This window comes from Sphingosinicella sp., assembly GCF_041916975.1.
Classification (GTDB): domain Bacteria; phylum Pseudomonadota; class Alphaproteobacteria; order Sphingomonadales; family Sphingomonadaceae; genus Sphingosinicella.
Map to the genome: position 1 here is coordinate 3,277,852 of NZ_JAYRYK010000001.1, position 22,086 is coordinate 3,299,937.

Sequence of the window (22,086 nt, forward strand, 5' to 3'; positions counted from 1 at the left end):
GAGACACAAGGGGGGACCATGCTGCTCATTACTGCTCTCATCGCATCGCTGGCCGCGTCGGCGGCTCCGGAGACACCAGCTTCCGGCAAGGGTGCTGCAAACGACTTCTCGCGCTCGGTGGACGAGCGCGAAGGGGCGCTCGACAGCTTCACCAACACGGGGACGGACGATCCTGCCGCGCTGCTGAAGCATCTCCAGCAGGAGATTTACGTCAACCAGCAGCTCGCGATCCTCACCCAATTCCGGCTCGACTATTCGGACCGCATCCGGCTCTCGACCGAGTATGTGAACAGCGACGGCGAGCTGATCCCGACGCACGTGTTCACGCCGGTCAAAGCGTCGAATGCGCGCCGCCCCGCCGTCGTGATGGTGCATGGAGGCTTCCACGAGCGGCTGGAGCCGTCATGGTTCCCGCTTATCGAAGCGGCGGTGGAAGCGGGCTATGTCGTGCTGTTCCCCGAATACCGCGGCAGCCGCGGCTACGGGGACGCGATCTACCAGAACGATTACGGCAACACCGATGTTGCCGATGTGCTCGCCGCGGCGCGTTATGCTGCGACGCGACCGGACATCGATGGCGCCCGCATTGGTATCCTCGGCCAGAGCCGCGGCGGCATGATCACGCTGCTCGCCATCGAGCGTGCACCGAAGCAGTTCAAGGCTGCAGTTGATATCGTGGGACTCACCGATTTCGTGGCCTACATGTCGTACAAGCCCGACTACCGCCGCAAGGAAATCGCCGAGACGAACCCTAGCTTCAAGGGCAAGCTGCCGCACGAGAACCTGCCTGCCTACATCAACGTGTCGCCGATCAACTTCGTCGACAAGATCGAGGCGCCGGTGCTGGTCCTCGCCACGAGCGGCGACAAGATCGTGCCGCACACGATCCATACCGGTCGTCTCATCGATGCGCTGAAGGCGAACGGCAAGACCCACGAGGTCAAGATTTACGATGAGGCGCCCGGCGGCCACGTGTTCATGAAGGGCGCGACGCCCGAGCGCGATGACGCGCTGAAGCGTATCGTTGCCTGGTTCAACCGCTGGATGGGTCCGGCGCGCTAAGCCTCGGTCTCGGCCTTCATTCCGAAGCGATCGAGAAACCCGGCGAGACGCCAAATGGTGTCCTCGCGCGAAGGTTTTTCAGCCGGTCGGCCCAGCATGAACCGGATCGGCAGATTGCACAGCAGCATGGCGAGATAAAGCTCCGCTGCCTGTTGCGGACGGTCGATACGGGCAAGGCCCTGCGCGTTCCAGTTTTCGAACAGGCCTGCAATGCGGGCGATGTACTTCATCTGCATATCGTTATCGAACGCCTCGCCGAAGTCCGGATCGGTGAGACTTTCCGTGATGACGAGGCGCATGAAGGCGATCTTGCGCGGCGTCGTTGTGAAGGCGAGATAGCTGATGGCGAACTCTTCGAGGATGCGCCTTGGCGACAATCCGCTTGCCAGCAGCGTATCCAAATCCTTGAGACTTTCGTCGCTGCTGCGGTCGACTACGGCGCGCAGGAGGCCCTGCTTGTTGCCGAACATCTGGTAGATGGTGGCGAGCGAGCCACCGGAACGCTGCACGATCGTGCTGAGGCTGACAGACGGATAGCCGTATTCGAGGAACAGCGCCTCTGCGGCGTCGAGAATGGCCTGACGTCGGACGGTGCGGCGCTCGTCCTGTGTCATGCGCGGTGCGTCTAGCTGCTCTGCCTCTGCGTTCATGCTATTCTGGCGTTCCCCATATTGATCTTGTCTTTGGTTGTTGACCTGTAATGTACGTTACACTACACGCTTTGACAAGGGCGGCGCCAACAGTGTCCCGATTCATCCCCCGCGACGGAGTTTTCATGCGTAACAACCGATGGCTGGCGGCAGCGGCACTTGCCGTCTGCGTGGGGCTTTCCGCCTGCGCGGAGGATGCGCCGCCCGCACCGCCGCCGCCCGAAGTCGAGATCGTTACGGTCCGGTCGCAGCCGGTCGCGAACGTCATCGAGCTGCCGGGGCGCGTGCAGGCGATCCGCACGGCGGAGGTGCGCGCACGCGTGGACGGCATCATCGAACGCCGCCTGTTCGACGAGGGCACCGACGTGAAGGCCGGGCAGGCGCTGTTCGCCATCGACCCGCGCGAGATGACCGCGGCGCTCAATGCTGCGCAGGCGGCGCGTGCACGTGCGCAGGCGACATCGGCGAACGCGGCGCAGGATCTTCAGCGTTACGACGGACTGATCGCCGATCAGGCGATCAGCAAGCAGGAATATGACGCGGCGGTGGCGCGGCTGGGCACGGCGCAGGCCGATGTCGATCAGGCACGCGCGCAGGTCGAATCGGCGCGTCTCAGTCTCGGCTACGCGACCGTACGGGCCCCGATCGCGGGCCGTGCGGGCCGTGCGCAGGTGACGGAGGGCGCGCTCGTCAGCGTGTCGCAGGGCACGCTGCTCACCACGATCGAACAGATCGATTCGATCTACGTGAACTTCTCGCAATCGAGTTCCGATCTGCTCGCAATCCGCCGCGACATCGCCGGCGGCAAGCTGCACATCCCGGAGCTTGGCCGCTGGGACGTGACACTGATCCTTGAGGACGGCACCGCGTACGAGCAGATCGGCCACATCGATTTCCTCGACCTTTCGATCGACGAAGCGACGGGAACGGCCGCGCTGCGTGCCGAGTTCCCGAACCCCAGGCGGATACTTCTGCCCGGCCAGTTCGTGCGTGCGCAGATCGGTGCTGGAACGCGGGCGAATGGCATCCTCGTCCCGCAGCGTGCGGTCACCGTCACCGAAGACGGCGGCAGCGTTTATGTGATCGGCGCGAAGGACGTCGCCGAGGTGCGCCCCGTGAAGCTCGGCCGGCTTCAGGGTAACAGCTGGGTGATCGACGAGGGCCTTCGCAGCGGCGACCGTGTCGTTGTGAGCGGTCTTCAGGGTGTCCGCCCCGGCCAGCCGGTCCGCATCGTGAGTGCTGCGGCGAAAAAGGCCGCAGAGAAGGCTGCCGGCGCCAAATGACCCCGCGTTTCTTCATCGATCGCCCCGTCTTCTCGTGGGTGCTCGCGCTCTGCATCACGCTTGCGGGCGTGCTGGCGCTGCGTGGGCTGCCGGTCGAGCAGTATCCGTCCGTCGCACCGCCTTCGCTCACGATCCAGCTGACCTATCCCGGCGCTGACGCGGCGGTGCTCGAGCAGAACGTCACACAGGTCATCGAGCAGCAGCTGAACGGCGTCGAGGGTTTCCTCTACATGTCGTCGACCAGCCTTTCCAATGGCACTGCGTCGATCAATGTCACCTTCAGTACCGGCACGGACATCAACGAAGCGCAGATGGAGGTGCAGAATCGGCTGCGCCGTGTCGAGCAGCGGCTTCCCGAGGAGGTGCGCAGACAGGGCATTTCGGTCGCTGAGGCCAATGCGGGCTTCCTGCTGATTGTTGGCCTGCAATCGAAGAGCGGCCAAACTGCCGCGCTCGATCTCGGCAACTTCGCCAATAGCCGCGTCGTTGACGAACTGCGCCGTGTGTCCGGCGTCGGCGAGGTGCAGGTGTTCACGCCGCCCTACGCGATGCGCATCTGGCTCGATCCGCAGAAGCTTGCGAACTACCGCCTTTCGGCGGCCGAAGCGCTCGGCGCCGTGCGCGAGCAGAACAGCCAGTCGCCGGGTGGTGCGCTCGGCGATCGGCCGCTGGCGAACGGCAGCGAGCTCAACGCCACGATCATCACGCAAAGCCGCTTCACCAATCCGGAGCAGTTCGCGGCAATCATCCTGCGCGCCAACCCGGACGGGTCGGCCGTGCGCCTCAAGGACGTCGCACGCGTCGAACTCGGCGCGCAGAACTACACGTTCGATTCCGAGCTGAATGGCAATCCGGTGGCCGGCATTGCTGTGCAGATGACACCCGGCGCAAACGCGCTCGCCACGGCGGAGGGTGTCAATGCGCGCATGAAAGAGCTGGAGCGCAGCTTCCCCTCCGACATCACGTGGAAAATTCCCTACAATACGACGCCCTTTATTACCGTTTCCATCGAAGAGGTCGTGAAGGCGCTCGGCGAAGCGATGGTGCTCGTCTTCCTCGTGATGTTCCTGTTCCTTCAGAACTGGCGGGCGACACTGATTCCCACGATCGTGGTCCCGATCGCACTCGCCGGCGCTTGCCTCGGCCTCTGGCTGTTCGGCTTTTCGATCAATGTGCTTTCGCTGTTCGGCATGGTGCTCGCCATCGGTATCCTCGTCGACGATGCCATCGTCGTGATCGAGAATGTCGAGCGCATCATGGCGGAGGAGAATCTCTCGCCCTACGAGGCGACGGTAAAGGCGATGAGCCAGATCACCTCGGCGATCATCGGCATCACGCTCGTGTTGATGGCGGTGTTCATCCCGATGGCGTTCTTCCCCGGTTCGACCGGGCAGATCTATCGCCAGTTCTCGGTGACGCTGATCGTTTCCATCGGCTTCTCCGCGCTGCTCGCGCTGACGCTGACGCCGGCGCTTTGCGCCACCTTCCTGAAGCCGCACAGCGAGGTGAAAGAGCGGCGGGGTCGCTTCGCGCAGATCACAGGCGGTTTCTTCGATCGGTTCAACGCGTGGTTTGCCCGCTCGACGGACCGCTACCAGCGCACCGTCGGCAAAGTGTTGTCGCGGCCGCTGCGCTGGCTCGGCGTATTCGTCCTGCTGTTCGGTCTCACTGCGATCCTGTTCACGCGCCTCCCCGGCGGCTTCCTGCCCACCGAGGATCAGGGCAGCATCATCACAGCCATTCAAGCGCCGGCGGGCGCGACGCGCGAGCGCACCGAAGAGGCGATCGTTCAGGTTAAGGCGTTCTACGCCACGCAGCCGCAGGTGCAGAATGTTTTCGTCGTGCGCGGTTTCAGCTTCTTCGGGCAGGGGCAGGGCAACGCGATCGTGTTCGTGAACCTGAAGCCGTGGGACGAGCGCAAGGGCGTCGACAACAAGGCGGACGCGATTGTCGGCCGCGCGATGGGCGCGTTCATGCAGATCAAGCAGGCGATGGTGTTCGCGCTCAATCCGCCCGCGATCCAGGAACTCGGCACGGCGGGCGGTTTCACGTTCAAGCTGCAGGATCGCGGCGGCCATGGGCACAAGGCACTTATCGCCGCGCAGGGCCAGTTGCTCGGCCTCGCGTCGCAAAGCCCGGTGTTATTGGGCGTGCGGCCCGAAGGTCAGCCGGAATCGCCGCAGCTTCGCGTGCTGATCGATCGCATCAAGGCACGCGCGCTTGGGCTTTCGATCGGCGATGTGAATGATACGCTCGCGATCTCGTTCGGCAGCGCCTACGCGAACGATTTCACGCGCGACGGCCGCGTGCTGCAGGTGTTGCTGCAGGCCGACGCGCCCTTCCGCATGACCCCGCAGGACGTGCTCGATCTCAAGGTGCGCAGCGCCTCGGGCGACATGGTGCCGTTCGGCGCATTCACGCAGGTGGAATGGACAGCCGGGCCGCAGCAGCTCCAGCGCTACAACGGCTACCCGTCGATGACGATTTCGGGTTCCGCCGCGCCCGGCCGTTCGACCGGCGAGGCGATGGCGGAGATGGAGCGTTTCGCGGAACAGCTTCCCGAAGGTTTCGCCTACGAATGGACGGGCATCTCTTACGAGGAGAAACAGTCCGCGGGTCAGATCGGTCTGCTGCTCGGCCTGTCGCTCGTCGTCGTCTACCTGCTGCTCGCCGCGCTTTACGAAAGCTGGGCGGTGCCGGTGTCGGTGCTGCTCATCGTGCCGCTCGGCGTGCTCGGCTCGGTGCTGCTGACGGCGATGCGCGGGCTGTCGGCGGATATTTATTTCAACGTCGGCCTCGTCACCATCATCGGTCTCGCCGCCAAGAACGCCATCCTCATCGTCGAATTCGCGATCGAGGAAGAGGCCAAAGGCAAGTCGCCGCTCGAAGCGACGATGGAGGCGGTGAAGCTCCGCCTGCGTCCGATCATCATGACCTCGCTGGCGTTCATCGGCGGCATGTTCCCGCTGTTCATCGCGAGCGGTGCGGGTGCGGCAAGCCGCCGCGCGGTCGGCACCGGCGTGATGGGCGGCATGATCACCGCGACGCTGATCGGCATCTTCCTCATTCCGCTGTTCTATTATGCGGTGCGCCGCTGGATCAGCCGCAGGCGGCCGCCCGCACCCGGCGAGCCGCGTCACGTGGAGACGACCGATGCGTAAGCTTCTGTTCCTCTCCGCACTGCTGGTCTCCGCGTGCCAGATGGCGCCGAAGCACGAGCGTCCTGCATTGCCGACCGCACCCGCCTATCCGCTGTCCCCGGACCCTGCGGATGGAACGCGCGCGGAAACCATCGGCTGGCGCGATTTCTTCGCCGACCCGGCGCTGCGCACGTTGATCGGCACAGCGCTGGAGCGCAACCGCGACCTCGCCGTCTCGATTGCGCGTATCGAGGAAGCGCGCGGGCTCTACCGCATCCAGCGCGCGGACCGACTGCCGACGCTCGCCGCGAGCGGCGATGCGACGCGAAGCCGGGGTCCGGTCACGACATCAACCGGCGTCGCCGTGGCGGAGCAGGATCGCTTTTCCGTCGGTGTCGGCGTCTCGGCGTTCGAGCTCGATTTCTGGGGCCGTGTCCGCAACCTCTCCGAAGCGGCGCGGGCGCAGTATCTCTCGACTGTGCAGGCGGAGCGCGCCTTCCGGCTCAGCCTCGTCCGCGATGTCGCGACCACGTGGTTTGCGCTCCGCGAAACCGAAGAGCGCATCACGCTCGCCGAAGCGACGGTGAAAAGCCGCGAGGACGGCGTGCGCATCGCCCAGCGCCGCCTCGATGCGGGCGTCACCTCCGCGCTCGATTTCCGGCAGGCCGAATCGCTGCTCACGCAGGCCGAGACCGAGCTTGCCGGGCTCCGCCTTTCGCGCAGCCGCAATGCGAACTTCCTCGCCGTCCTCGTCGGCGGACCGCTTCCTGAAACCGAAGCGCCGCTGCCGCTTGGCGAGCAGGACGGCTTCCCACGGCTGGCGGCGGGCCTGCCCTCCGATCTCCTGACGCTGAGGCCGGATATCCTCGCGGCCGAGGAAACGCTTCGTGCTGCCCGCGCCAATATCGGCGCGGCGCGCGCGGCGTTCTTCCCGACCATCTCGCTCACCGGCACGCTCGGCTTCGCGTCGGGTGAGCTTGATTCGCTCTTCGACAACGGCAGCTTCAACTGGAGCGTCGGTCCGGCGCTCAACCTGCCGATCTTCGATTTCGGCCGTCGCAAGGGCAACCTCACCGTTGCCGAAGCGCGCGAGGACATCGCGGTCGCTCAGTACGAGCAGACCGTCCAGCTCGCCTTCCGCGAGGTGGCCGATGCGCTCGCGGGCCGTCGTTTCCTCGCTGAGCAGATGCTCGCGCAGCTCCGCGCGACCGAGGCCCAGCGGCACATCGCGCAGCTCGCGCGCACGCGCTACCGCGAGGGCGTCGTCGGCTATCTCGAAGTGCTGGATGCGGAGCGCAACCTGTTCGATGCCGAGCAGGCGCTCATCACCGCGAACCGCGCCGTGCTCGACAATCGCGTGGCGCTTTACGTCGCGCTCGGCGGCGGTCTCGTCGAAGGCGGCGGTTCTTAGATTATCAGGGCTTGCGCGCGCCGTGTGCCTTCTCCCAAAGAGGGGGGATGACGGTCACCATTGATATCGGAAACGATCGGTCCGGGCAGTCCGTGCCGATCGATCTCCAGGAATTGCTCGCAACCCGCCTGCTCGTGCAGGGCAACTCGGGCTCGGGCAAGTCGCACCTGCTGCGCCGCCTCTTGGAGGAGAGCGCCGGGAGCGTCCAGCAGGTCGTGATCGATCCGGAGGGTGATTTCGTCACGCTTGCCGAACCGTTCGGCCATTCGGTGATCGAGGCGGCGGACTATGGCGAGCGCGAGATCGGCCATTTCGCCGCGCGCGTGCGCGAACACCGCGCGTCGGTCGTGCTCAATCTTGAAGACCTTGATGTCGAAGCGCAGATGCGCTGTGCCGCCACGTTCCTCAATGGCCTGTTCGATGCGCCGCGCGAGCAGTGGTATCCCGTGCTGGTCATCGTCGACGAAGCGCAGCTTTTCGCCCCCGCGGGCGCGGGAGACGTTGCGGACGACGTGCGCCGCGCCTCGCTCGCGGCGATGACGAACCTCATGTGCCGCGGCCGCAAGCGCGGCCTCGCGGGCGTCATCGCGACGCAGCGCCTCGCCAAGCTCGCGAAGAACGTTGCTGCTGAGGCCTCGAACTTCCTGATGGGCCGCACCTTCCTCGATATCGACATGGCCCGCGCCGCCGATCTGCTCGGCATGGAGCGGCGGCAGGCCGAGGCGATCCGTGATCTCGAACGCGGCGCGTTCCTCGCGCTCGGTCCTGCCATCGCAAGGCGTCCGGTGCCCGTGCGCATCGGCGCGGTGCGAACGCAGGCACGCGGCACCGGCCCGTCGCTTGCGCCGCTGCCGATGGACGCGGCGGAGGTCCGGGGCCTCATCTTCGCGCCCGTGCCCGAAGATGCGCCGCTTCCTGCGCCCCCGCCGCGCACGCCGGTCCCCGCCGAAACGCTGCTGCGCCGCGTCGCGCAGGAACTGCGCCCCGCCGCGCCCGTACCCGAAGGTCCGCCACCCGATCCCGAGGCCGTGGGCGCCATCATCGCCGATGTGCTCGATGCCATGCTGGCGGAAGAGGGCAGCGAGCATCGCAGCGCGAACGTGCTTTTCCAGGATTTCCAGGTCCGCTGCCGCATGGCCGGCCTCGCATCGCCGCCGCTCGATCTCGACGGTTTCAGCCGCCGCCTCTCCTGCGCGCGCGCCGGCATCGCGAACCCGGAGGACGAAGATTGGCGCGATGCGATGGCGCTCGCCGACACGCTTCCCGCCGAGATGGTGGGCGCGTTCCTGCTCATCGCCCATGCGGCGCGCGAACGCCTGCCTTGCCCGGAAGACACCGCGATCGCGGCCGTTTACGGCACAAGTTCGCTCGGCCGCGTCCGCCGCCTGCTGGGTTATATGGAAAGCACCGGCCTCATCGTCAGCCGCAACGACCTTTCGGGCAACCGCACGATCAGCATCCCGCAACTCGGCTTCACGACGGCCCCATCCGCGTCCACCGGCGCGCGTGCTGCACGGCGCAGGTCGGCGACGGGCTGAAAAGTCTCAGACTGGCCAGTTTTCCAGCGTCTCGACGAACTTCGAAAGCCACGTGTTCGTCTGGTGCCCATCGACCACGCGGTGATCAATGGTGAGCGACACGTAGGCCATCGGCCTGATCTGGATCGTATCGACGCCACCGACCTCGCGCACGACGACGCGCTTCTCGGTTTTGCCGATGCCGAGGATCGCCGATTGCGGCTGGCTGATGATGATGGGCGTGGCGAGCAACGAGCCGGAAACGCCGTGGTTCGAAATCGTGAACGTGCCGCCCGAAACATCACCGCCTGAAAGCTTCCCGTCGCGCGCGCGCGTCACGAGATCGGTGAGGCGCTGCGCAATGCCGAGCAGCGACAGCGCCTGCGCGCCGTGCACCACCGGCACGATCAATCCCTTGTCGCCAAGCGCGGTGCCGACGCCGATGTTGATGTCGTCGTAGATGTCCAGCCGGTCGTCGAACCAGCGGCTGTTGATCGCAGGCGCGGCGCGCATCGCCTCCACGCACGCGGCGATGAAATAGGCGGTGAACGTGAGGCTCGCGCCCGAGGCGGCGAAGCCATCCTTGTGCGCCTTGCGGTGCGCCATGATCGCGGAGAAGTCGCACTCGAACACGGCGGTCACATGCGGCGCCGTGGTGACAGAGCCGAGCATGTTGCGCGCGATCGCGAGCCGCATCCGGTCGTGCGGCACGCTGGTTACGCCGCCGCTCTTGGCGGGGGGCTGCGGCGAAGACGCTTTCGGCGCTGCGGGCGCCGGTGCTTCGGCGCGCTCCGCCACGTGGCGTTCCACGTCGTTCCGCGTGATGCGCCCGCCGCGTCCGGTGCCGGTGACGTTGGCGGGATCGACGTCATGCTCCTGAACTGCGCGGCGGACCGAAGGCGACAGCCAGTTGGCGGGGGCCGGGCGTTCGTTTGTCGGCGCGGCTTTCGGCGTTTCGACGGGCGCGGCGGTCTCGGGCGCGGGCGGCGCAGCGGAATCCGCCGGGCGCAGACGCCCAAGCAGCGCGCCCGGTGTCGCCTCGGCATCGGTATCGAGCAGAATTTCGCCGAGAATGCCGTCGGCGGGCGCAGGCACCTCTTGCGTCACCTTGTCGGTCTCCAGCTCCACGAGCGGGTCGTTCTCCTTCACCGCCTCGCCGACCTTGACGAGCCAGCTCCGCACGATGGCCTTGGTCCCCTCCTGTTCGTAGGGAACGAGAATGTCGATCATGGGAGCGTCCTTCAAAAACCGATCAGGTCGTCGATCTTCGCGCGGATGCGCTCGACCGAAGGCACCGCCCAGTTGAGCAGCACGGGATTATGCGGGCTCGGAATGTCCGGCATGGTCAGCCGCGCGACCGGCGCGTCGAGGTTCGTGAAGGCCTCGTCCGCCACCACGGCGGCGATCTCCGCGCCGAAGCCCGCCGTCTGCAGGTCTTCGTGCACGATCAGGCAGCGCCCGGTGCGACGCACGGATTCAAGCACCGCCGCCTTGTCCCACGGCATCAAAGTGCGCAGGTCGATCACGTCGGCGGAGCGACCTTCGGCGGCCTCCTCACAGCGCTGCACCATCGCGCCCCACGTCACGATCGTGATGTCGCTGCCCTCGCGGGTGAACTTCGCCTTGCCGAATTCCAGCACGAAATCGTCGCCGGGATACGGCCGCCGCGCCCACGCGTGGTCCAGCATCGCGCGGTGCTCGAAGAAGATCACCGGGTCATTGCCGCGCAGCGCGCCGCGCAGCAGGCCCACGGCATCCTCGGCGTTCGAAGGCACCGCGACCTTCCAGCCCGGGTTGTGGATGAAAGCGACTTCATTCGTCTGACTATGCCACGGATCGCCGCACTTGAAGAAGCCGCCGGGAATGCGCAGCACCATCGGCGCGGCGAAGCGGTTGTTGGTGCGCCAGCGCATCGTGCCGCAGTCGTTGATCTGTTCGGTCGCGGGCTCGGCGTATTTGCGGAACTGGATTTCCGGCACCGGCATCAGCCCGGCGAGCGCCATGCCCACGGCGCGGCCGATGATGCCTTCTTCCGAAAGGCTGGTGTCGAACACGCGCGCCTCGCCGAAGCGCTCCTGCAGCCCCAGCGTCACGGCGTGGACGCCGCCCTTGGGGCCGATGTCCTCGCCGAACAGCACGACGCGCTCGTTGATCTCCAGCTCGTGCTCCAGCGTGCGGCGGATCGCCGTCACCATGTTGATGCGCTGGCCTTCGGGCTTCGGCTGGTCCGTCGAAGGCGGCGCCGTGTAGCCGTGCGTCCACTGCCCGCCGACCGTTTGAAGCTCGCCTTCGAAGAACACGTTCCGCATCACCGTTTCCGGGTCGGCCACGGGCCGCGCCTCGGCGCGCTCGCGCGCGGCCTCCGCATCGGCCCCAGCTTCGTCTTCGATCGCCGCCCACTCGCTTTCGGAAAGCAGCGCGGGAACGAGATACGATTTCAGTTTGGGCAGCGGATCGCGCGCCCATTCGGATGCGACGAAGTCCTCGTCCTTGTACGTCTGCGTATCCTGAAAGCTGTGTCCCTGCAGGCGCGGCACGGTGAGGCGGAGCAGCGCAGGCGCGCGCGCGTCGCGCACATAGCTCACCGCCTCTTCGATCAGCCGCGCCGCCTCGGCGGGTTCGGTGCCGTCGCCATTGATGATGCGCAGGTCCTGCCATGCCGCGAGGTTGGCGGCGATGTTGCCGCCCGGCGTCTGGAAGGTGGAGGGCACGGAGATGCCGTAGCCGTTGTCCTCGATGTAGAACAGCATCGGCAGCTTCTGCGTCGTGGCGACGGTCAGCGCCGCCCAGAAGCCGTTCGAAGCGACCGACCCGTCGCCGCCCAGCACGACGGCGAGTGCGCCTTCATAGGCCGGGTCCTTGATGACGTCGCGGTAGTAATCGATCGCCTGCGCCCATCCGGCGGTCGGCGTGTACTGCGCGCCGACACCGCCGCACATCGGGAGCGCCGAAGCGCCGCTCGGGTTCGGGAAGTTGAACACCACGCCGATGTCGCGCCCGTCCGAATAGCCGCCCGCGCGGCCCATCGAGGAACCGAGCGCGTCCGCCACGTCGACGCCGAGCGACAGCAGCAGCGGCCGCGAGCGGTAATAGCCGCAGGTCGCGTCGCGCGGGTTGTCGAGGCGGCTGCCGAGCAGGATCTGCGCCATGTCGTGTCCGCGCGCGGAAAATTGATAGAGCACCTTCTTCTCGGGAACGAGCCGCTGCTCCTCCATCGCGTCGAGTGCGCGCGACAGGTTCAGCAGATAGGCGACACGCCGCCAGTCGACATTCTCGTCCGGCGCGTTGCGGAGGGGGGCTTTGAGCGCGGTTGCCTGGGCCATGATTGTCTCCCTCTTCAGCGAACGGCAGCGACGGCGGCGGCGAACGCGGGGATCGCGTCCGGCGTCAGTCCGGCGACGTTGATGCGGCCGGAACCTGCCATGTAAACAGCGTGAACTTCACGCAGCGTGCGGATCTGGTCGGGGCTCAGCGGTAGCATCGAGAACATGCCCGTCTGCTGCGTCAGGGTGGCGAGCGCCGGATCGAACGCCGCAACGCCTTCGCGCACGCTGAGGATACGCAGCCGCATCGCGTCCAGCTCCGCGCGCCAGCTGGCGGTGAGTTCAGGGCTGTCGAGGATGGTGCGCACGATCGCCGCGCCATGATCGGGCGGCATCGACCAGTTGGCGCGTGCCAGCGCGAGCAGGTTGGACTGGATCACGTCCACCTTGTCCGACACCGCGAACAGTGCGCCGACGCGCTCCCGGTACAGGCCGAAATTCTTGTCGCAGCTATACGCGACTAGCACATCCGGATTGTGCGCCACGACCGCGCGCAGACCCGCCGCATCAGCCTCGAGACCGTTTCCAAGCCCCTGATAGGCGAGGTCGACGAAGGGCAGCAGGCCGCGCTCGGCGATCAGGGGGGCAAGCGTGTTCCACTGGTCCACCGTGTAGTCGGCGCCCGTCGGGTTATGGCAGCAGCCGTGCAGCAGGATCACGTCGCCCGGCGTCGCGCCCTTGATGGCGGCGAGTGTCTCTTCGAAGCGCAAAGTCTGCGTCGCCACGTCGAAGTGCTTGAACGGCACAATCTGCAGCCCCGCCGCTTCCATCAGCGGCACATGGTTCGGCCATGTCGGCGTGCCGACGAGAACCCGCGCACCCGCGCGGCCGCGCGCCAGAAGCTCCGCGCCTAGGCGAAGCGCGCCGGTCCCGCCCGGCGTCTGCACACCGCAAAGCCGCGCACGGTCGATCTCGCCGAACGCGATCGGTGTCAGAAGCTCGGCGAAGCGCGCGTCGCCCTCCGGTCCGAGGTAGGATTTCGTCTGCTGGTCCTTCAGCAGGAAGGCTTCTGCCGCCTTCACCGCCGCCATCACCGGTGTCTTGCCGCCCGCGTCGCGATAGACGCCGACGCCCATGTCGATCTTGCCCGGTCGGGGGTCGTCGCGGAACAGGCCGATCAGCGCAAGCAGCGGGTCGGCGGGCTGGGCGGTAAGCCCATCCAGAACCGATCCGTTTTCGATTTGTGCTGCCAGCGCGCTCATTCAGCCATCTCCCAATGCGACGTTTGAACAGGATAGTTGGGAAACGGCGAAAATTTCTTTCAATCTTCAGATGTTTTGCGGTATTTGTGAGACGGTTTCTCGGATTTGCGGGTGATTGTGAAATGATTGCATCACATGGATGAGATCGACCGTCAGATCGTCCGAATCATGCAGGAAGACGGCGGCATCAGCAGCGCCGCGCTCGGCGAGCGTGTAGGCGCGTCGGCGGCCTCGTGCTGGCGCCGCATCCGCAATCTCGAAAGCGATGGTGTGCTCGGGCCGGTGGTGCGTCTCGTGAACCGTGACGCGATCGGAAAAGGCCTCGATGTCGTCTGTCAGGTTCGCATCAAGTCGCACGAGCGCGGCGCCCGCGAGGAATTCGAGGCGTGGGTGATGGCGCGCGAGGAGATCATGGAGTGCCTCTCCATGTCCGGCGAGTGGGACTATCAACTCCGCGTCGTCGTCGCGGACGTCGGCGCCTATGAAGCGTTCCTGATGCGGAAGCTCCTGAACCACGCGGCGGTGGCGTCCACCGCCTCGCACTTCGCGCTCAAGCGCATCAAGTATACGACCGCCGTGCCGGTATAATCGCCCGGCGACTTCGTCTACTTCGCCGCGTCTGCAACAGCTCCGCCCGCCGACTCCAGATCCTTGCCGATGCCGCCGATCGTATTGCACGCCGTCAGCAGCAGCACCGCAGCGACCATGATGTAACGCATCTTGCCTCCAAAACCCTGTCCGGCCGGGATCCCGTGATCCCGATTTTCTGCCCGTTGTTTTCTAGGCAATTGTCGCGCCCGACGTGAACAGGGAATTTACGGATGGCGGATGCCTGCGGCACGGCGCCTCATGTCCGTGTCCCGATTCGTCGGTGACAAGCCGCAGCGATGTTCCTATGGGACCGGACATGATCGGGGGACTGCGGAAAGGCTGGATGCGGGAAGGCGCGGTTGCGGTCGCACTGTTCCTCGTGCTGTTCGTCCGCATCCTCGTCCCGTCGGGCTACATGTCCGTCGCGACCGCCAACGGTGTTCTCGTCACGCTTTGCACCGGAAACGGGCCGGTCGAGATGCTTCTCGATCTTGGCGGCGATCACGCACCGGCGAAGCACGATTCCTCCGGCATGGACGCGTCCTGCGCGTTCGCTGGCATGGGCGGTGGCACACTTGCCGCCGCGCCCGTGCTCGCGGTCTTCGTTGCGATCGATGCAGGGCGCACGTTCAGCCGTGCCATTGCGGACCTCACGGTCCACCGTCTCGCGGCACCGCCGCCCCCTGCGATCGGTCCGCCCGCGCGCCTCTGACGGCCCGCGGCGCATCGTCCAGTTCTTGCCGCCGCTGATCGCGCGCGCCGCCGTGCGCGCCGATCGGGGCCGTCCTGCCTGAATATTCCGCACAATTCTGCCGGAGCCTGCGCCGCGTGCGCGCCCGGTCGACAGGAGGACGTATCGTGAAAGTTCTGTTTGCAGCCCTGCTCGCCACCACCGCCGCCACATCCGCATTTGCCGAGGAAGCGATCGACCCAGAGATCGTTGTTACCGGCACCAAGTTTTCGGGCGATTTCGGCGAAAAATCGGGCATCCCCATCGATCGCCTGCCGCAGAGCGTGCAGATCGTCACTGCGGACGACATTGTCGAAAGCGGCGCCCGCTCGATCAGCGACCTGCTGCGCGGGGTGCCGAGCGCCAACGCGGGCTCGTCGCGCGTCAGCGCCTACCAGTCGTTCACGCTCAAGGTGCGCGGCTTCCTCGCCGATCAGATGCGCAACGGGATGCGTCAGCGTTATTACGAGGATGTGGATGCCTCCGCGCTTTCCAACATCGAGCGCGTCGAGGTGCTGAAGGGGCCTTCCGGCGTGCTCTATGGCCAGTCGGCGGTCGGCGGCATCATCAGCATCGTTACCAAGCGGCCGCAGGCGGAGCCTGCCGCGCATTTCTCCGCCACCTTCGGCAGCTTCGACCAGAAGCTGGTTGCGTTCGACATGACGGGCGGTGTCGCGCCCGGACTCTCGATCCGCGCCACGGGTGAGGTTGAGCGCTCGAGCACGTTCATCGATTTCCAGGATATGGACCGCCTGAACGGCGGCCTCAGCCTGCACTATGCCGGCGAGGGTTTCAGCGCGAATCTCGTCGCTGAATACACCGAGCGCAAGACGGGCCGTTATCCGGGGCTTCCGGTCGTCGGCACCGTGGCGCCGAACGGCGGCGAACGGCTGCGGCGCGGGCTCAACCTCGGCGAGCCGGCGGTCGACCGTCTCACCGCCGATGCGCCGCTGGTGCAGGCGTGGGTGGATGTGAAACTGGCGGACGGCTGGACGCTCACGCCGCGCATCCAGTATCAGGAATTCAACTCCGCGTTCCTGCAAATCCGGCTGCGCGCCCCGGTCACCTCCACGCTCATCGGCCGCAACGGCCGCATCGGGCGGGAGGACGATGCCTACACGATCGCGCAGCTCGATCTTGCCGGAACGCTGAAGACCGGCCCGGTCACGCACAAGCTGCTCTTCGGCTACGAATACGACCGCGAACGGGGCCGCTTCACGCAATATTCGCTCGATAACGTCACGCCGATCGATGTGACGGCACCGGTCTACCACTACGACACGACTGCACCCGCCACGAGCTTCGCGTTCGACAGCTTCTACAATATCGATGGCCACGCGGTTTACCTGCAGGATCAGGTCTCGCTCACTGATCGCTGGGACGTTGTCGGCGCCGTCCGGCACAGCTGGGTGAAGGCGTCGAGCGGCGACTGGGGCGGGGTTGCCGCCGACCGCACGCCGACTGAATCGACGATCTGGCAGATCGGCTCCACCTACCGCGTCAGCGAGCAGCTTTCGGTCTATGCCGGCTACAACACCGGCTTCGATGTCGAAAGCAGCGCCGGTGCGCGCGCAGCGGACGGAAAGCCGCTGAAGCCCGAGGAATCGAACCAGCTCGAAGCCGGTCTCCGTTTCCGTCACGGCGATTTCCGGGCGAGCTTCGCGGCGTTTCGCATCAAGCGCGTGAACGCGCTCACCATCGATCTCGACAATCCCGATTTCAGCGTCAACCTCGGCGCGCAGCGGGTTCAGGGCGTCGAGCTGGAAGGCGAGTGGCAGCCCGCGCCGTGGTGGACGCTTTCGGCAGGCTACGCGCTGCTCGATTCGAAGATCACGCGCAGCAACGATAGCGACGAAGGCCTGCGGCTCGGCGACGTGCCGCGGCACACGATCACGGCGCGCACAGCGGTTGCCGTCCCCGGCACGCCGCTCACGCTCCGCGCGGCGTTGAGCCGCGTCGGCAGCCGCCTTCTGGTGAACGGCAGCAGTGTCAGCCTACCCGCCTACACGATCGTGGACCTTGGCGCCGGGCTGCGCGCGGGCCGCTTCACGATTGACGCGACCGTCAGCAATCTGTTCGACAAGCTGTATTACACGGCGTCGGGCAACGGCTTCGCGGTCAACCCGGGCGATCCGCGCACGTTCAGCATCCGCGTCGGCGTCGGCTTCTGACAGGGGAGGGGCGGACCATGGAGAGGACAAGGGGAACCGGCGCCTACCGATCGGTGTGGCGCTGGCACTTCTACGCCGGGCTGTTCTCGGCGCCGCTGCTCATCGTGCTGACGCTGACGGGCGCGATCTACCTGTTCGACCGGGAAATCGACGGCTGGTGGAACCGCGACATGCAGGCGGTTGCTGCGGGCGGGGCAACGCTCCCGCTCGCCGCGCAGGAGGCTGCCGTGCGGCGGGCGGTTCCCGGCGCCGTCATCGGCAGGGTCCGCCTTCCGCACAGCGCGGGCGAGGCCGCCGTCTGGAACGTTCGGCTTCCGGGCGGCGCGGCGCGGGATGTGTATCTCGATCCGTATCGCGGCATCGTGACGGGCACGGCCGACCCGGCGCTCCAGCCGACCGTGATCGTGCGTGATCTCCACGGCAACCTCATGGGCGGCAAGATCGGCAGCCATATCGTCGAACTCGTCGCCTGCTGGACACTGGTGATGCTGGCAACCGGGGTCTGGCTCTGGTGGCCGCGCCGCTGGAAGCTGCGCGGCGTGCTGGTGCCGCGCCTGTCGGCGACCGGGCGGCGTTTCTGGCGTGATCTTCACGCCATTCCTGCCACGATGAACGCGCTGCTCGTGGCGCTACTGGTGCTCACCGGGCTGCCGTGGTCCGCCTTCTGGGGGCAGCAGTTCGCGCGCATCGGCGAAAGCGTGCCGTTCGTCGCGCCCTCGCCGAACTTCAAGGCGCCGCCCACAGTGGTCCCGGGCGCCGCTGCCGACGAACACGCCATGCACGATCCCGATGCCGCGAAGCTGCCGTGGACGATCCGCCAGATGCCGATGCCGCACGGCTCCGGCGGCCACAGTGTCGGCATTGCCGAGATCGAACAGCTGCTTCCGCGTCTCCACCGCGAGCGTTTCGGCGGCGGCGTGCGCATCTTCTATCCGTCCGCGCCCGGCGGTGTCTTCACGATCAGCTATGTGCCGGACAAGGCGGCGGGCCAGCGCACGATCCATGTCGATCCCGGCACGGGCGCGATCCTCGGCGACATCGGATGGGAAAATTACAGCCCGGTCGCAAAGGCGGTGGAGTGGGGCGTTTCGCTCCATGTCGGCCGCGAATACGGTCTCGCCAACCAGCTTGCGAACCTTGCGGTGTGCCTTGTCCTAATCGGCGGAGTCGTCGCCGGGGTCGTCCTCTGGTGGCGTAGGCGTCCCGAAGGCGAACTGGCGGCGCCGATCACCCATGCGGATGATAGGCTACCGCCTGTTGTCGTCGGGATGATCGCGGCGCTTGCCGTGATCTTCCCGCTTGTTGGCGCCTCGCTTCTGCTCGTGCTCGGCGGCCGATGGCTCAGCCGTCGATATCGAGCCCCAGCGCCAGTCGCCCGCTGAAATCGCGCTGCGCCGGGCCTTGCAGGGGGTGGAAGCGCGCGCCCTGTATGTCGCGGAAGGCGCGTTCGATCCCGGCGCTCTTGTAGAAAGCTGCGCCGCCTGCGACCTCCAGCGCCAGCTCGGCGGTGCGGATCGCGTTTTGTCCGGCAACCGTGCGTCCGGTCATGATCGCATTCGTGGTTTCCGGCCCGGGCATTGCTGTTTCCGCCGTGGCGATCATCGCGGCGTGCGCCGTTTCCGCCGTCCAGAACGCCGTCTGCATCTCGCCGGCAAGGCCGATGAGTCCGGCATTCGCAGGCTTCGATCTTGCCATCGCCAGCGCCGCATCGCGCGCGCCCTCGGCAACGCCCACATAGGCCGAATAGATGAGCGGGAAGGCGATCATGCTGATCGTGTGGAACAGCGGATGCCACGCGCCCTGCGGCCGTCGTCCCGAGATGGCAGCGTCGGGCACGAACACGCTTTTCAGTTCCACATCGTTCGATCCCGTGCCGCGCATCCCCATCACGTGCCACGTGTCGAGGATGCTGACGCCCTCGGCCTTGAAGGGCACCGCGAAGTGCAGCACTGTCGCACCTGCATCGGGATCGTCGTAAACCGCGCTCGTCATCAGCAGGTCGCCCGCCGGGCAGCCGCTCGAGAAGATCTTGCGCGCGTCGATCCGGAAGCCGCCGTCCACCTTCGTGGCGGTGCCTGCGCTTTTCAGCCAGTCCGAACCGCCGCTCGATACGAGCACGAGATTTTCCGCCGCGATGCGCCGCAGCAGGCCGTCCGTGGGCGCCTGCTGGTGCGTCCAGCGCCAGGCTGCGGTCGCGACCAGATGCGCGTGCATCGAAAAGGCGAGCGCGGTCGATCCGCAGCGCGAGCCGATCTGGCGGATGATGCTGCAAAGCGTGCGGTAATCGATGCCGCCGCCGCCAAGCTCTGCGGGAACGGCCGCTGCGATCAGGCCGGAATCGCGTAGTTTCGCGTAATTTTCCGCAACGAAACTCTCATCCGCATCATGGGCGGCGGCGTTTGCGCCCACGGCGGCGGCGATTTCTGCGCCGATCGTTGTCCAGTTACGCGGGGTTTGCATTTTCAGAACCGGTGTTGCCGACATGTCCGTCATCTCCTCAATCGGGTGTTGACGCAACTGATCGCGATTTTGCCGGGGTGCGGCCAGTTCAGCATCTGAATCGCCCCGGTACAAAATCTGAACTCGTCACCTCCCGCCATTTCGCGGTAAACTTCCCTGCAAAGGAACCCGATGATGGCACAGACCACTTACGGCCAGTTCTGCCCGGTCGCGATGGCGGCGGAAATCCTCTGTACGCGCTGGACCGTCGTGCTGCTGCGCGAGCTCATCGCCGGATCCACCCGCTTCAACGACCTGCGCCGCGGCCTCCCCCGCATGTCGCCCGCACTCCTTTCGCAGCGGCTGAAGGAGCTGGAGGCGGCCGGCATCATACACCGCCAGCCGTTCGCGCGCGATGCCGGCGTTTCCGAATACCGGCTGACGGAGGCGGGCAGGGAGCTGGAACCCCTCGTCGAGGCGTTCGGCCTGTGGGGTCATCGCTGGGTGGATAGCGAGCTTTCGCTGCAGCGGCTCGATGCGCCGCTCCTGATGTGGGACATGCGGCGTAATCTCGATCCGCGTCCGCTCCCCGAGCAGCGGACGGTCGTCCAGTTCCGCTATCCCGAGCTGCCCGCGGATCGGCGAGCCTGGTGGCTGATGATCGAACCGGGCGCCGAAATCGATCTCTGCTCGGTCGATCCGGGCTTCGATGTCGATCTCTACGTGTCCACGGACCTGCGCACGATGACCGCGATCTGGATGGGCCACGATACCGTCGCAGCCGCGGTGGAGGAGGACCGCCTGCACCTCACCGGCGATCGCCGCCTCACCGCGAACATGCACATATGGCTCGGCCTCAGCCCGTTCGCGAAGCTCGGGGCCGAGCAGCCCAGCGGCTATGATCCGGCAGCGTCGGCGCGAATGTAGATTGGCTCGAGCGCCACACGCAGCGCGGCGGCATCGATTGCACGGTCGTTGTCGGCTGATATGGAATCAAGGAAATCGACCTCGATCTGCGATCCGTATCCGGCCGTCACAGTCGGCCCTATGGGTGAGCCATACATCGTCGGTGTGGATGTCATCCGATAATCGCTGCGGTCCCGGATCAGGAACGCTGGCTTGCCGCTTTTCTGAGCAAGTTCGGCGGCACGCAACAAAGCCATTTCTCCCACCGCAAGCGGCGTCGATTTGTCTCCGAAATACTTGATTGTCGCGCCGGTTCCATCTTTGCGAAGTGTATCCTTGAAACCGCTCGCGCGAAGAAACAGGATCGAACTGCGATAGTGGTTGGTTGCCGCAACATCTTCATGTTCGGGCATGTCTGCCAATAAAAAAGTCCGCAGCACGTCATTGTCGGCCGCTTTCCGCTGACCATTCAGAAGCTGTGCTCTGAGAGATGACACATCACTGAGCGGCCCTGTGCGGCTCGCTGTCGGTAATGCTTCGGCGATGGATGACAGCATCTGGACGACGATCATGTTCGCAGGCAGGTTTTTCAATGCGTACACGCGCTCTGCTGCGCCGGGTGCATCGCCGGATTTGTACGCTCCGGCTGCTTCGACCAAGCCTTCCCAGGCTGCAAGCCTGGAGGTCTGCTTTTCTGCGCTGATGCGTGGGTGGTAAGGCGTGTCACTGTCTGACGGGGGGCTTTCGATGGCGCTCCGTGCAGCAGCCAGCCATTTTCGTGCGGTTTCGATTTCGCCTGTCATCGCGGCGGAAAGTGCAGCCTGTCCCGTTCGCGTGACATCCACGTCCGTTGTGACAAGGTTAAACTTTCCGCCCCGTCCGTCCATGGCTTTTCCGTAAGACCCCGGCTCAGATTCTGCGTGTTTCCAGTCGTGTAACGCGCCGGCCCAGTCGCCGGACGCGCTGCGTATACGTGCGCGCTGTTCGATGTTTGAAGGTGAAACGCGAATGGCCTGTGTCCAGAATTGCGCTTCGTCGGCCGATGTCGAGCCATCCAATTGGCCTATGAATGCAGCAAATGTAGCAATGTCGTCGCTCCAGGGCCTCAGTTTTGCGGCTTCCATCGCCGATATCGTCGCGGCTTCGAATTGCCCGGTTTTCGCAAGGGCGAGCGCGCGAAGCATCAGCAGAGATAATCCGAAGCTGCGCGTATAGGCCGTATCGGGCCGTTCAATGGACTTTATCAGATCAAGGTCCGCAAGTGCGCCTTCCGCGTCGTCGCTCAAAAGCGCGAAACGGGCACGTGATCGTAGAAGGCTTGCGCGTCGTTGCCACGGCGCGTTCGCCATCGCTGGATCATCAAGCGCCAGCGTGCAGCGTTGGTGGCCGATCTCTGGAAGGACTTTCGGCGTTCTGGCTTTCGCGGCTTTGGGCCCCACCATGAACGTCGTTGTCTTGGAAACTGGATTTTCCCCGCATCCCGCCCACAATGCATCCGACGCAGAACCTTGTGCGCTCGCCGCTGACGTGACGAAAAACACAGCCACGAGTGCAGCGTAACGAGTAATCATGACGGACATCCCCCTTGTCTCACAAATCTATAATGATTTTCGGGGGTATCAAGACGCCTTTAGCCAAATACTCCTCTGGGTGAGGCCGCG

General features: G+C 65.7%; 17 protein-coding genes. 10 read left to right on the forward strand and 7 right to left on the reverse strand.

Annotated elements, in window-relative coordinates:
* Positions 1 to 18 precede the first annotated feature (18 nt).
* A complete protein-coding gene (locus ACE3TJ_RS15540) occupies positions 19 to 1,062 on the forward strand; it encodes an alpha/beta hydrolase family protein (RefSeq protein WP_374597725.1) in 1,044 nt (347 codons plus the stop codon).
* On the opposite strand, the gene ACE3TJ_RS15545 is transcribed toward ACE3TJ_RS15540, so the two are convergent.
* The gene (locus ACE3TJ_RS15545) at positions 1,059 to 1,712 is read right to left on the reverse strand and encodes a TetR/AcrR family transcriptional regulator (protein WP_374597727.1); all 654 of its coding nucleotides are present in this window, start codon (positions 1,710 to 1,712) and stop codon (positions 1,059 to 1,061) included. The two genes, ACE3TJ_RS15540 and ACE3TJ_RS15545, sit on opposite strands and share 4 nt — an antisense overlap.
* Positions 1,713 to 1,837: 125 nt before the next feature.
* Here ACE3TJ_RS15545 and ACE3TJ_RS15550 point away from each other — a divergent pair, with 125 nt between their 5' ends.
* The 4 genes from ACE3TJ_RS15550 to ACE3TJ_RS15565 are packed head-to-tail and all read left to right on the forward strand — an operon-like array spanning position 1,838 to position 9,084.
* Positions 1,838 to 2,995 carry an efflux RND transporter periplasmic adaptor subunit gene (locus ACE3TJ_RS15550; protein WP_374597729.1) on the forward strand — a complete coding sequence of 386 codons (1,158 nt, stop codon included), beginning with the start codon at positions 1,838 to 1,840 and terminating at the stop codon, positions 2,993 to 2,995.
* Positions 2,992 to 6,156 (forward strand): multidrug efflux RND transporter permease subunit, encoded by a 3,165-nt coding sequence (locus ACE3TJ_RS15555; protein ID WP_374597731.1) that lies wholly within the window; start codon positions 2,992 to 2,994, stop codon positions 6,154 to 6,156. Before ACE3TJ_RS15550 ends, ACE3TJ_RS15555 begins: the two co-directional genes overlap by 4 nt.
* A complete protein-coding gene (locus ACE3TJ_RS15560; RefSeq protein WP_374597733.1) occupies positions 6,149 to 7,546 on the forward strand; it encodes an efflux transporter outer membrane subunit in 1,398 nt (465 codons plus the stop codon). Before ACE3TJ_RS15555 ends, ACE3TJ_RS15560 begins: the two co-directional genes overlap by 8 nt.
* Positions 7,547 to 7,593: 47 nt before the next feature.
* A complete protein-coding gene (locus ACE3TJ_RS15565) occupies positions 7,594 to 9,084 on the forward strand; it encodes an ATP-binding protein (protein WP_374597735.1) in 1,491 nt (496 codons plus the stop codon).
* Between the two features lie 6 nt (positions 9,085 to 9,090).
* On the opposite strand, the gene ACE3TJ_RS15570 is transcribed toward ACE3TJ_RS15565, so the two are convergent.
* From ACE3TJ_RS15570 to ACE3TJ_RS15580, 3 genes are read right to left on the reverse strand one after another with little or no spacing between them, the layout of a single operon-like run.
* On the reverse strand, positions 9,091 to 10,293 hold the full coding sequence (locus ACE3TJ_RS15570; protein WP_374597737.1) for a dihydrolipoamide acetyltransferase family protein: 1,203 nt from the start codon (positions 10,291 to 10,293) through the stop codon (positions 9,091 to 9,093).
* An 11-nt stretch (positions 10,294 to 10,304) separates the two neighbouring features.
* Positions 10,305 to 12,386: a transketolase C-terminal domain-containing protein gene (locus tag ACE3TJ_RS15575; RefSeq protein WP_374597739.1), complete on the reverse strand. Its 2,082-nt coding sequence runs from the start codon at positions 12,384 to 12,386 to the stop codon at positions 10,305 to 10,307.
* Positions 12,387 to 12,400: 14 nt separating this feature from the next.
* Positions 12,401 to 13,588 carry an aromatic amino acid transaminase gene (locus ACE3TJ_RS15580; protein ID WP_374597741.1) on the reverse strand — a complete coding sequence of 396 codons (1,188 nt, stop codon included), beginning with the start codon at positions 13,586 to 13,588 and terminating at the stop codon, positions 12,401 to 12,403.
* Between the two features lie 135 nt (positions 13,589 to 13,723).
* Here ACE3TJ_RS15580 and ACE3TJ_RS15585 point away from each other — a divergent pair, with 135 nt between their 5' ends.
* Positions 13,724 to 14,176 (forward strand): Lrp/AsnC family transcriptional regulator, encoded by a 453-nt coding sequence (locus ACE3TJ_RS15585; RefSeq protein ID WP_374597743.1) that lies wholly within the window; start codon positions 13,724 to 13,726, stop codon positions 14,174 to 14,176.
* A 17-nt stretch (positions 14,177 to 14,193) separates the two neighbouring features.
* On the opposite strand, the gene ACE3TJ_RS15590 is transcribed toward ACE3TJ_RS15585, so the two are convergent.
* Entirely contained in the window at positions 14,194 to 14,307 is a 114-nt protein-coding gene (locus ACE3TJ_RS15590) for an entericidin A/B family lipoprotein (RefSeq protein WP_374597745.1), read from the reverse strand.
* Between the two features lie 188 nt (positions 14,308 to 14,495).
* On the opposite strand from ACE3TJ_RS15590, the gene ACE3TJ_RS15595 reads away from it, so the two are divergent.
* From ACE3TJ_RS15595 to ACE3TJ_RS15605, 3 genes are all read left to right on the forward strand, one after another.
* Positions 14,496 to 14,891, forward strand: a complete 396-nt coding sequence (locus ACE3TJ_RS15595; protein ID WP_374597747.1) for a DUF2946 family protein — start codon at positions 14,496 to 14,498, stop codon at positions 14,889 to 14,891.
* Positions 14,892 to 15,037: 146 nt separating this feature from the next.
* Positions 15,038 to 17,080: a TonB-dependent receptor gene (locus ACE3TJ_RS15600; RefSeq protein ID WP_374597750.1), complete on the forward strand. Its 2,043-nt coding sequence runs from the start codon at positions 15,038 to 15,040 to the stop codon at positions 17,078 to 17,080.
* A 17-nt stretch (positions 17,081 to 17,097) separates the two neighbouring features.
* Positions 17,098 to 18,462, forward strand: a complete 1,365-nt coding sequence (locus ACE3TJ_RS15605) for a PepSY-associated TM helix domain-containing protein (RefSeq protein WP_374597752.1) — start codon at positions 17,098 to 17,100, stop codon at positions 18,460 to 18,462.
* Here the strand turns inward: ACE3TJ_RS15605 and ACE3TJ_RS15610 are convergent.
* Positions 18,422 to 19,564, reverse strand: coding sequence for an acyl-CoA dehydrogenase family protein (locus tag ACE3TJ_RS15610; RefSeq protein ID WP_374597754.1), 1,143 nt, complete (start codon positions 19,562 to 19,564; stop codon positions 18,422 to 18,424). The two genes, ACE3TJ_RS15605 and ACE3TJ_RS15610, sit on opposite strands and share 41 nt — an antisense overlap.
* A 150-nt stretch (positions 19,565 to 19,714) precedes the next feature.
* On the opposite strand from ACE3TJ_RS15610, the gene ACE3TJ_RS15615 reads away from it, so the two are divergent.
* The gene (locus ACE3TJ_RS15615; protein ID WP_374597756.1) at positions 19,715 to 20,446 is read left to right on the forward strand and encodes a winged helix-turn-helix transcriptional regulator; all 732 of its coding nucleotides are present in this window, start codon (positions 19,715 to 19,717) and stop codon (positions 20,444 to 20,446) included.
* Here the strand turns inward: ACE3TJ_RS15615 and ACE3TJ_RS15620 are convergent.
* A complete protein-coding gene (locus ACE3TJ_RS15620) occupies positions 20,416 to 21,996 on the reverse strand; it encodes a hypothetical protein (protein WP_374597758.1) in 1,581 nt (526 codons plus the stop codon). The two genes, ACE3TJ_RS15615 and ACE3TJ_RS15620, sit on opposite strands and share 31 nt — an antisense overlap.
* Positions 21,997 to 22,086: the final 90 nt, after the last annotated feature.

Excerpts from the sequence above, each read along its gene's own strand:
- ACE3TJ_RS15540 (WP_374597725.1), top strand. The coding sequence starts at position 19 with ATGCTGCTCATTACTGCTCTCATCGCATCGCTGGCCGCGTCGGCGGCT.
- ACE3TJ_RS15545 (WP_374597727.1), bottom strand. The coding sequence starts at position 1,712 with ATGAACGCAGAGGCAGAGCAGCTAGACGCACCGCGCATGACACAGGAC.
- ACE3TJ_RS15550 (WP_374597729.1), top strand. The coding sequence starts at position 1,838 with ATGCGTAACAACCGATGGCTGGCGGCAGCGGCACTTGCCGTCTGCGTG.
- ACE3TJ_RS15555 (WP_374597731.1), top strand. The coding sequence starts at position 2,992 with ATGACCCCGCGTTTCTTCATCGATCGCCCCGTCTTCTCGTGGGTGCTC.
- ACE3TJ_RS15560 (WP_374597733.1), top strand. The coding sequence starts at position 6,149 with ATGCGTAAGCTTCTGTTCCTCTCCGCACTGCTGGTCTCCGCGTGCCAG.
- ACE3TJ_RS15565 (WP_374597735.1), top strand. The coding sequence starts at position 7,594 with ATGACGGTCACCATTGATATCGGAAACGATCGGTCCGGGCAGTCCGTG.
- ACE3TJ_RS15570 (WP_374597737.1), bottom strand. The coding sequence starts at position 10,293 with ATGATCGACATTCTCGTTCCCTACGAACAGGAGGGGACCAAGGCCATC.
- ACE3TJ_RS15575 (WP_374597739.1), bottom strand. The coding sequence starts at position 12,386 with ATGGCCCAGGCAACCGCGCTCAAAGCCCCCCTCCGCAACGCGCCGGAC.
- ACE3TJ_RS15580 (WP_374597741.1), bottom strand. The coding sequence starts at position 13,588 with ATGAGCGCGCTGGCAGCACAAATCGAAAACGGATCGGTTCTGGATGGG.
- ACE3TJ_RS15585 (WP_374597743.1), top strand. The coding sequence starts at position 13,724 with ATGGATGAGATCGACCGTCAGATCGTCCGAATCATGCAGGAAGACGGC.
- ACE3TJ_RS15590 (WP_374597745.1), bottom strand. The coding sequence starts at position 14,307 with ATGCGTTACATCATGGTCGCTGCGGTGCTGCTGCTGACGGCGTGCAAT.
- ACE3TJ_RS15595 (WP_374597747.1), top strand. The coding sequence starts at position 14,496 with ATGATCGGGGGACTGCGGAAAGGCTGGATGCGGGAAGGCGCGGTTGCG.
- ACE3TJ_RS15605 (WP_374597752.1), top strand. The coding sequence starts at position 17,098 with ATGGAGAGGACAAGGGGAACCGGCGCCTACCGATCGGTGTGGCGCTGG.
- ACE3TJ_RS15610 (WP_374597754.1), bottom strand. The coding sequence starts at position 19,564 with ATGTCGGCAACACCGGTTCTGAAAATGCAAACCCCGCGTAACTGGACA.
- ACE3TJ_RS15615 (WP_374597756.1), top strand. The coding sequence starts at position 19,715 with ATGGCACAGACCACTTACGGCCAGTTCTGCCCGGTCGCGATGGCGGCG.
- ACE3TJ_RS15620 (WP_374597758.1), bottom strand. The coding sequence starts at position 21,996 with ATGATTACTCGTTACGCTGCACTCGTGGCTGTGTTTTTCGTCACGTCA.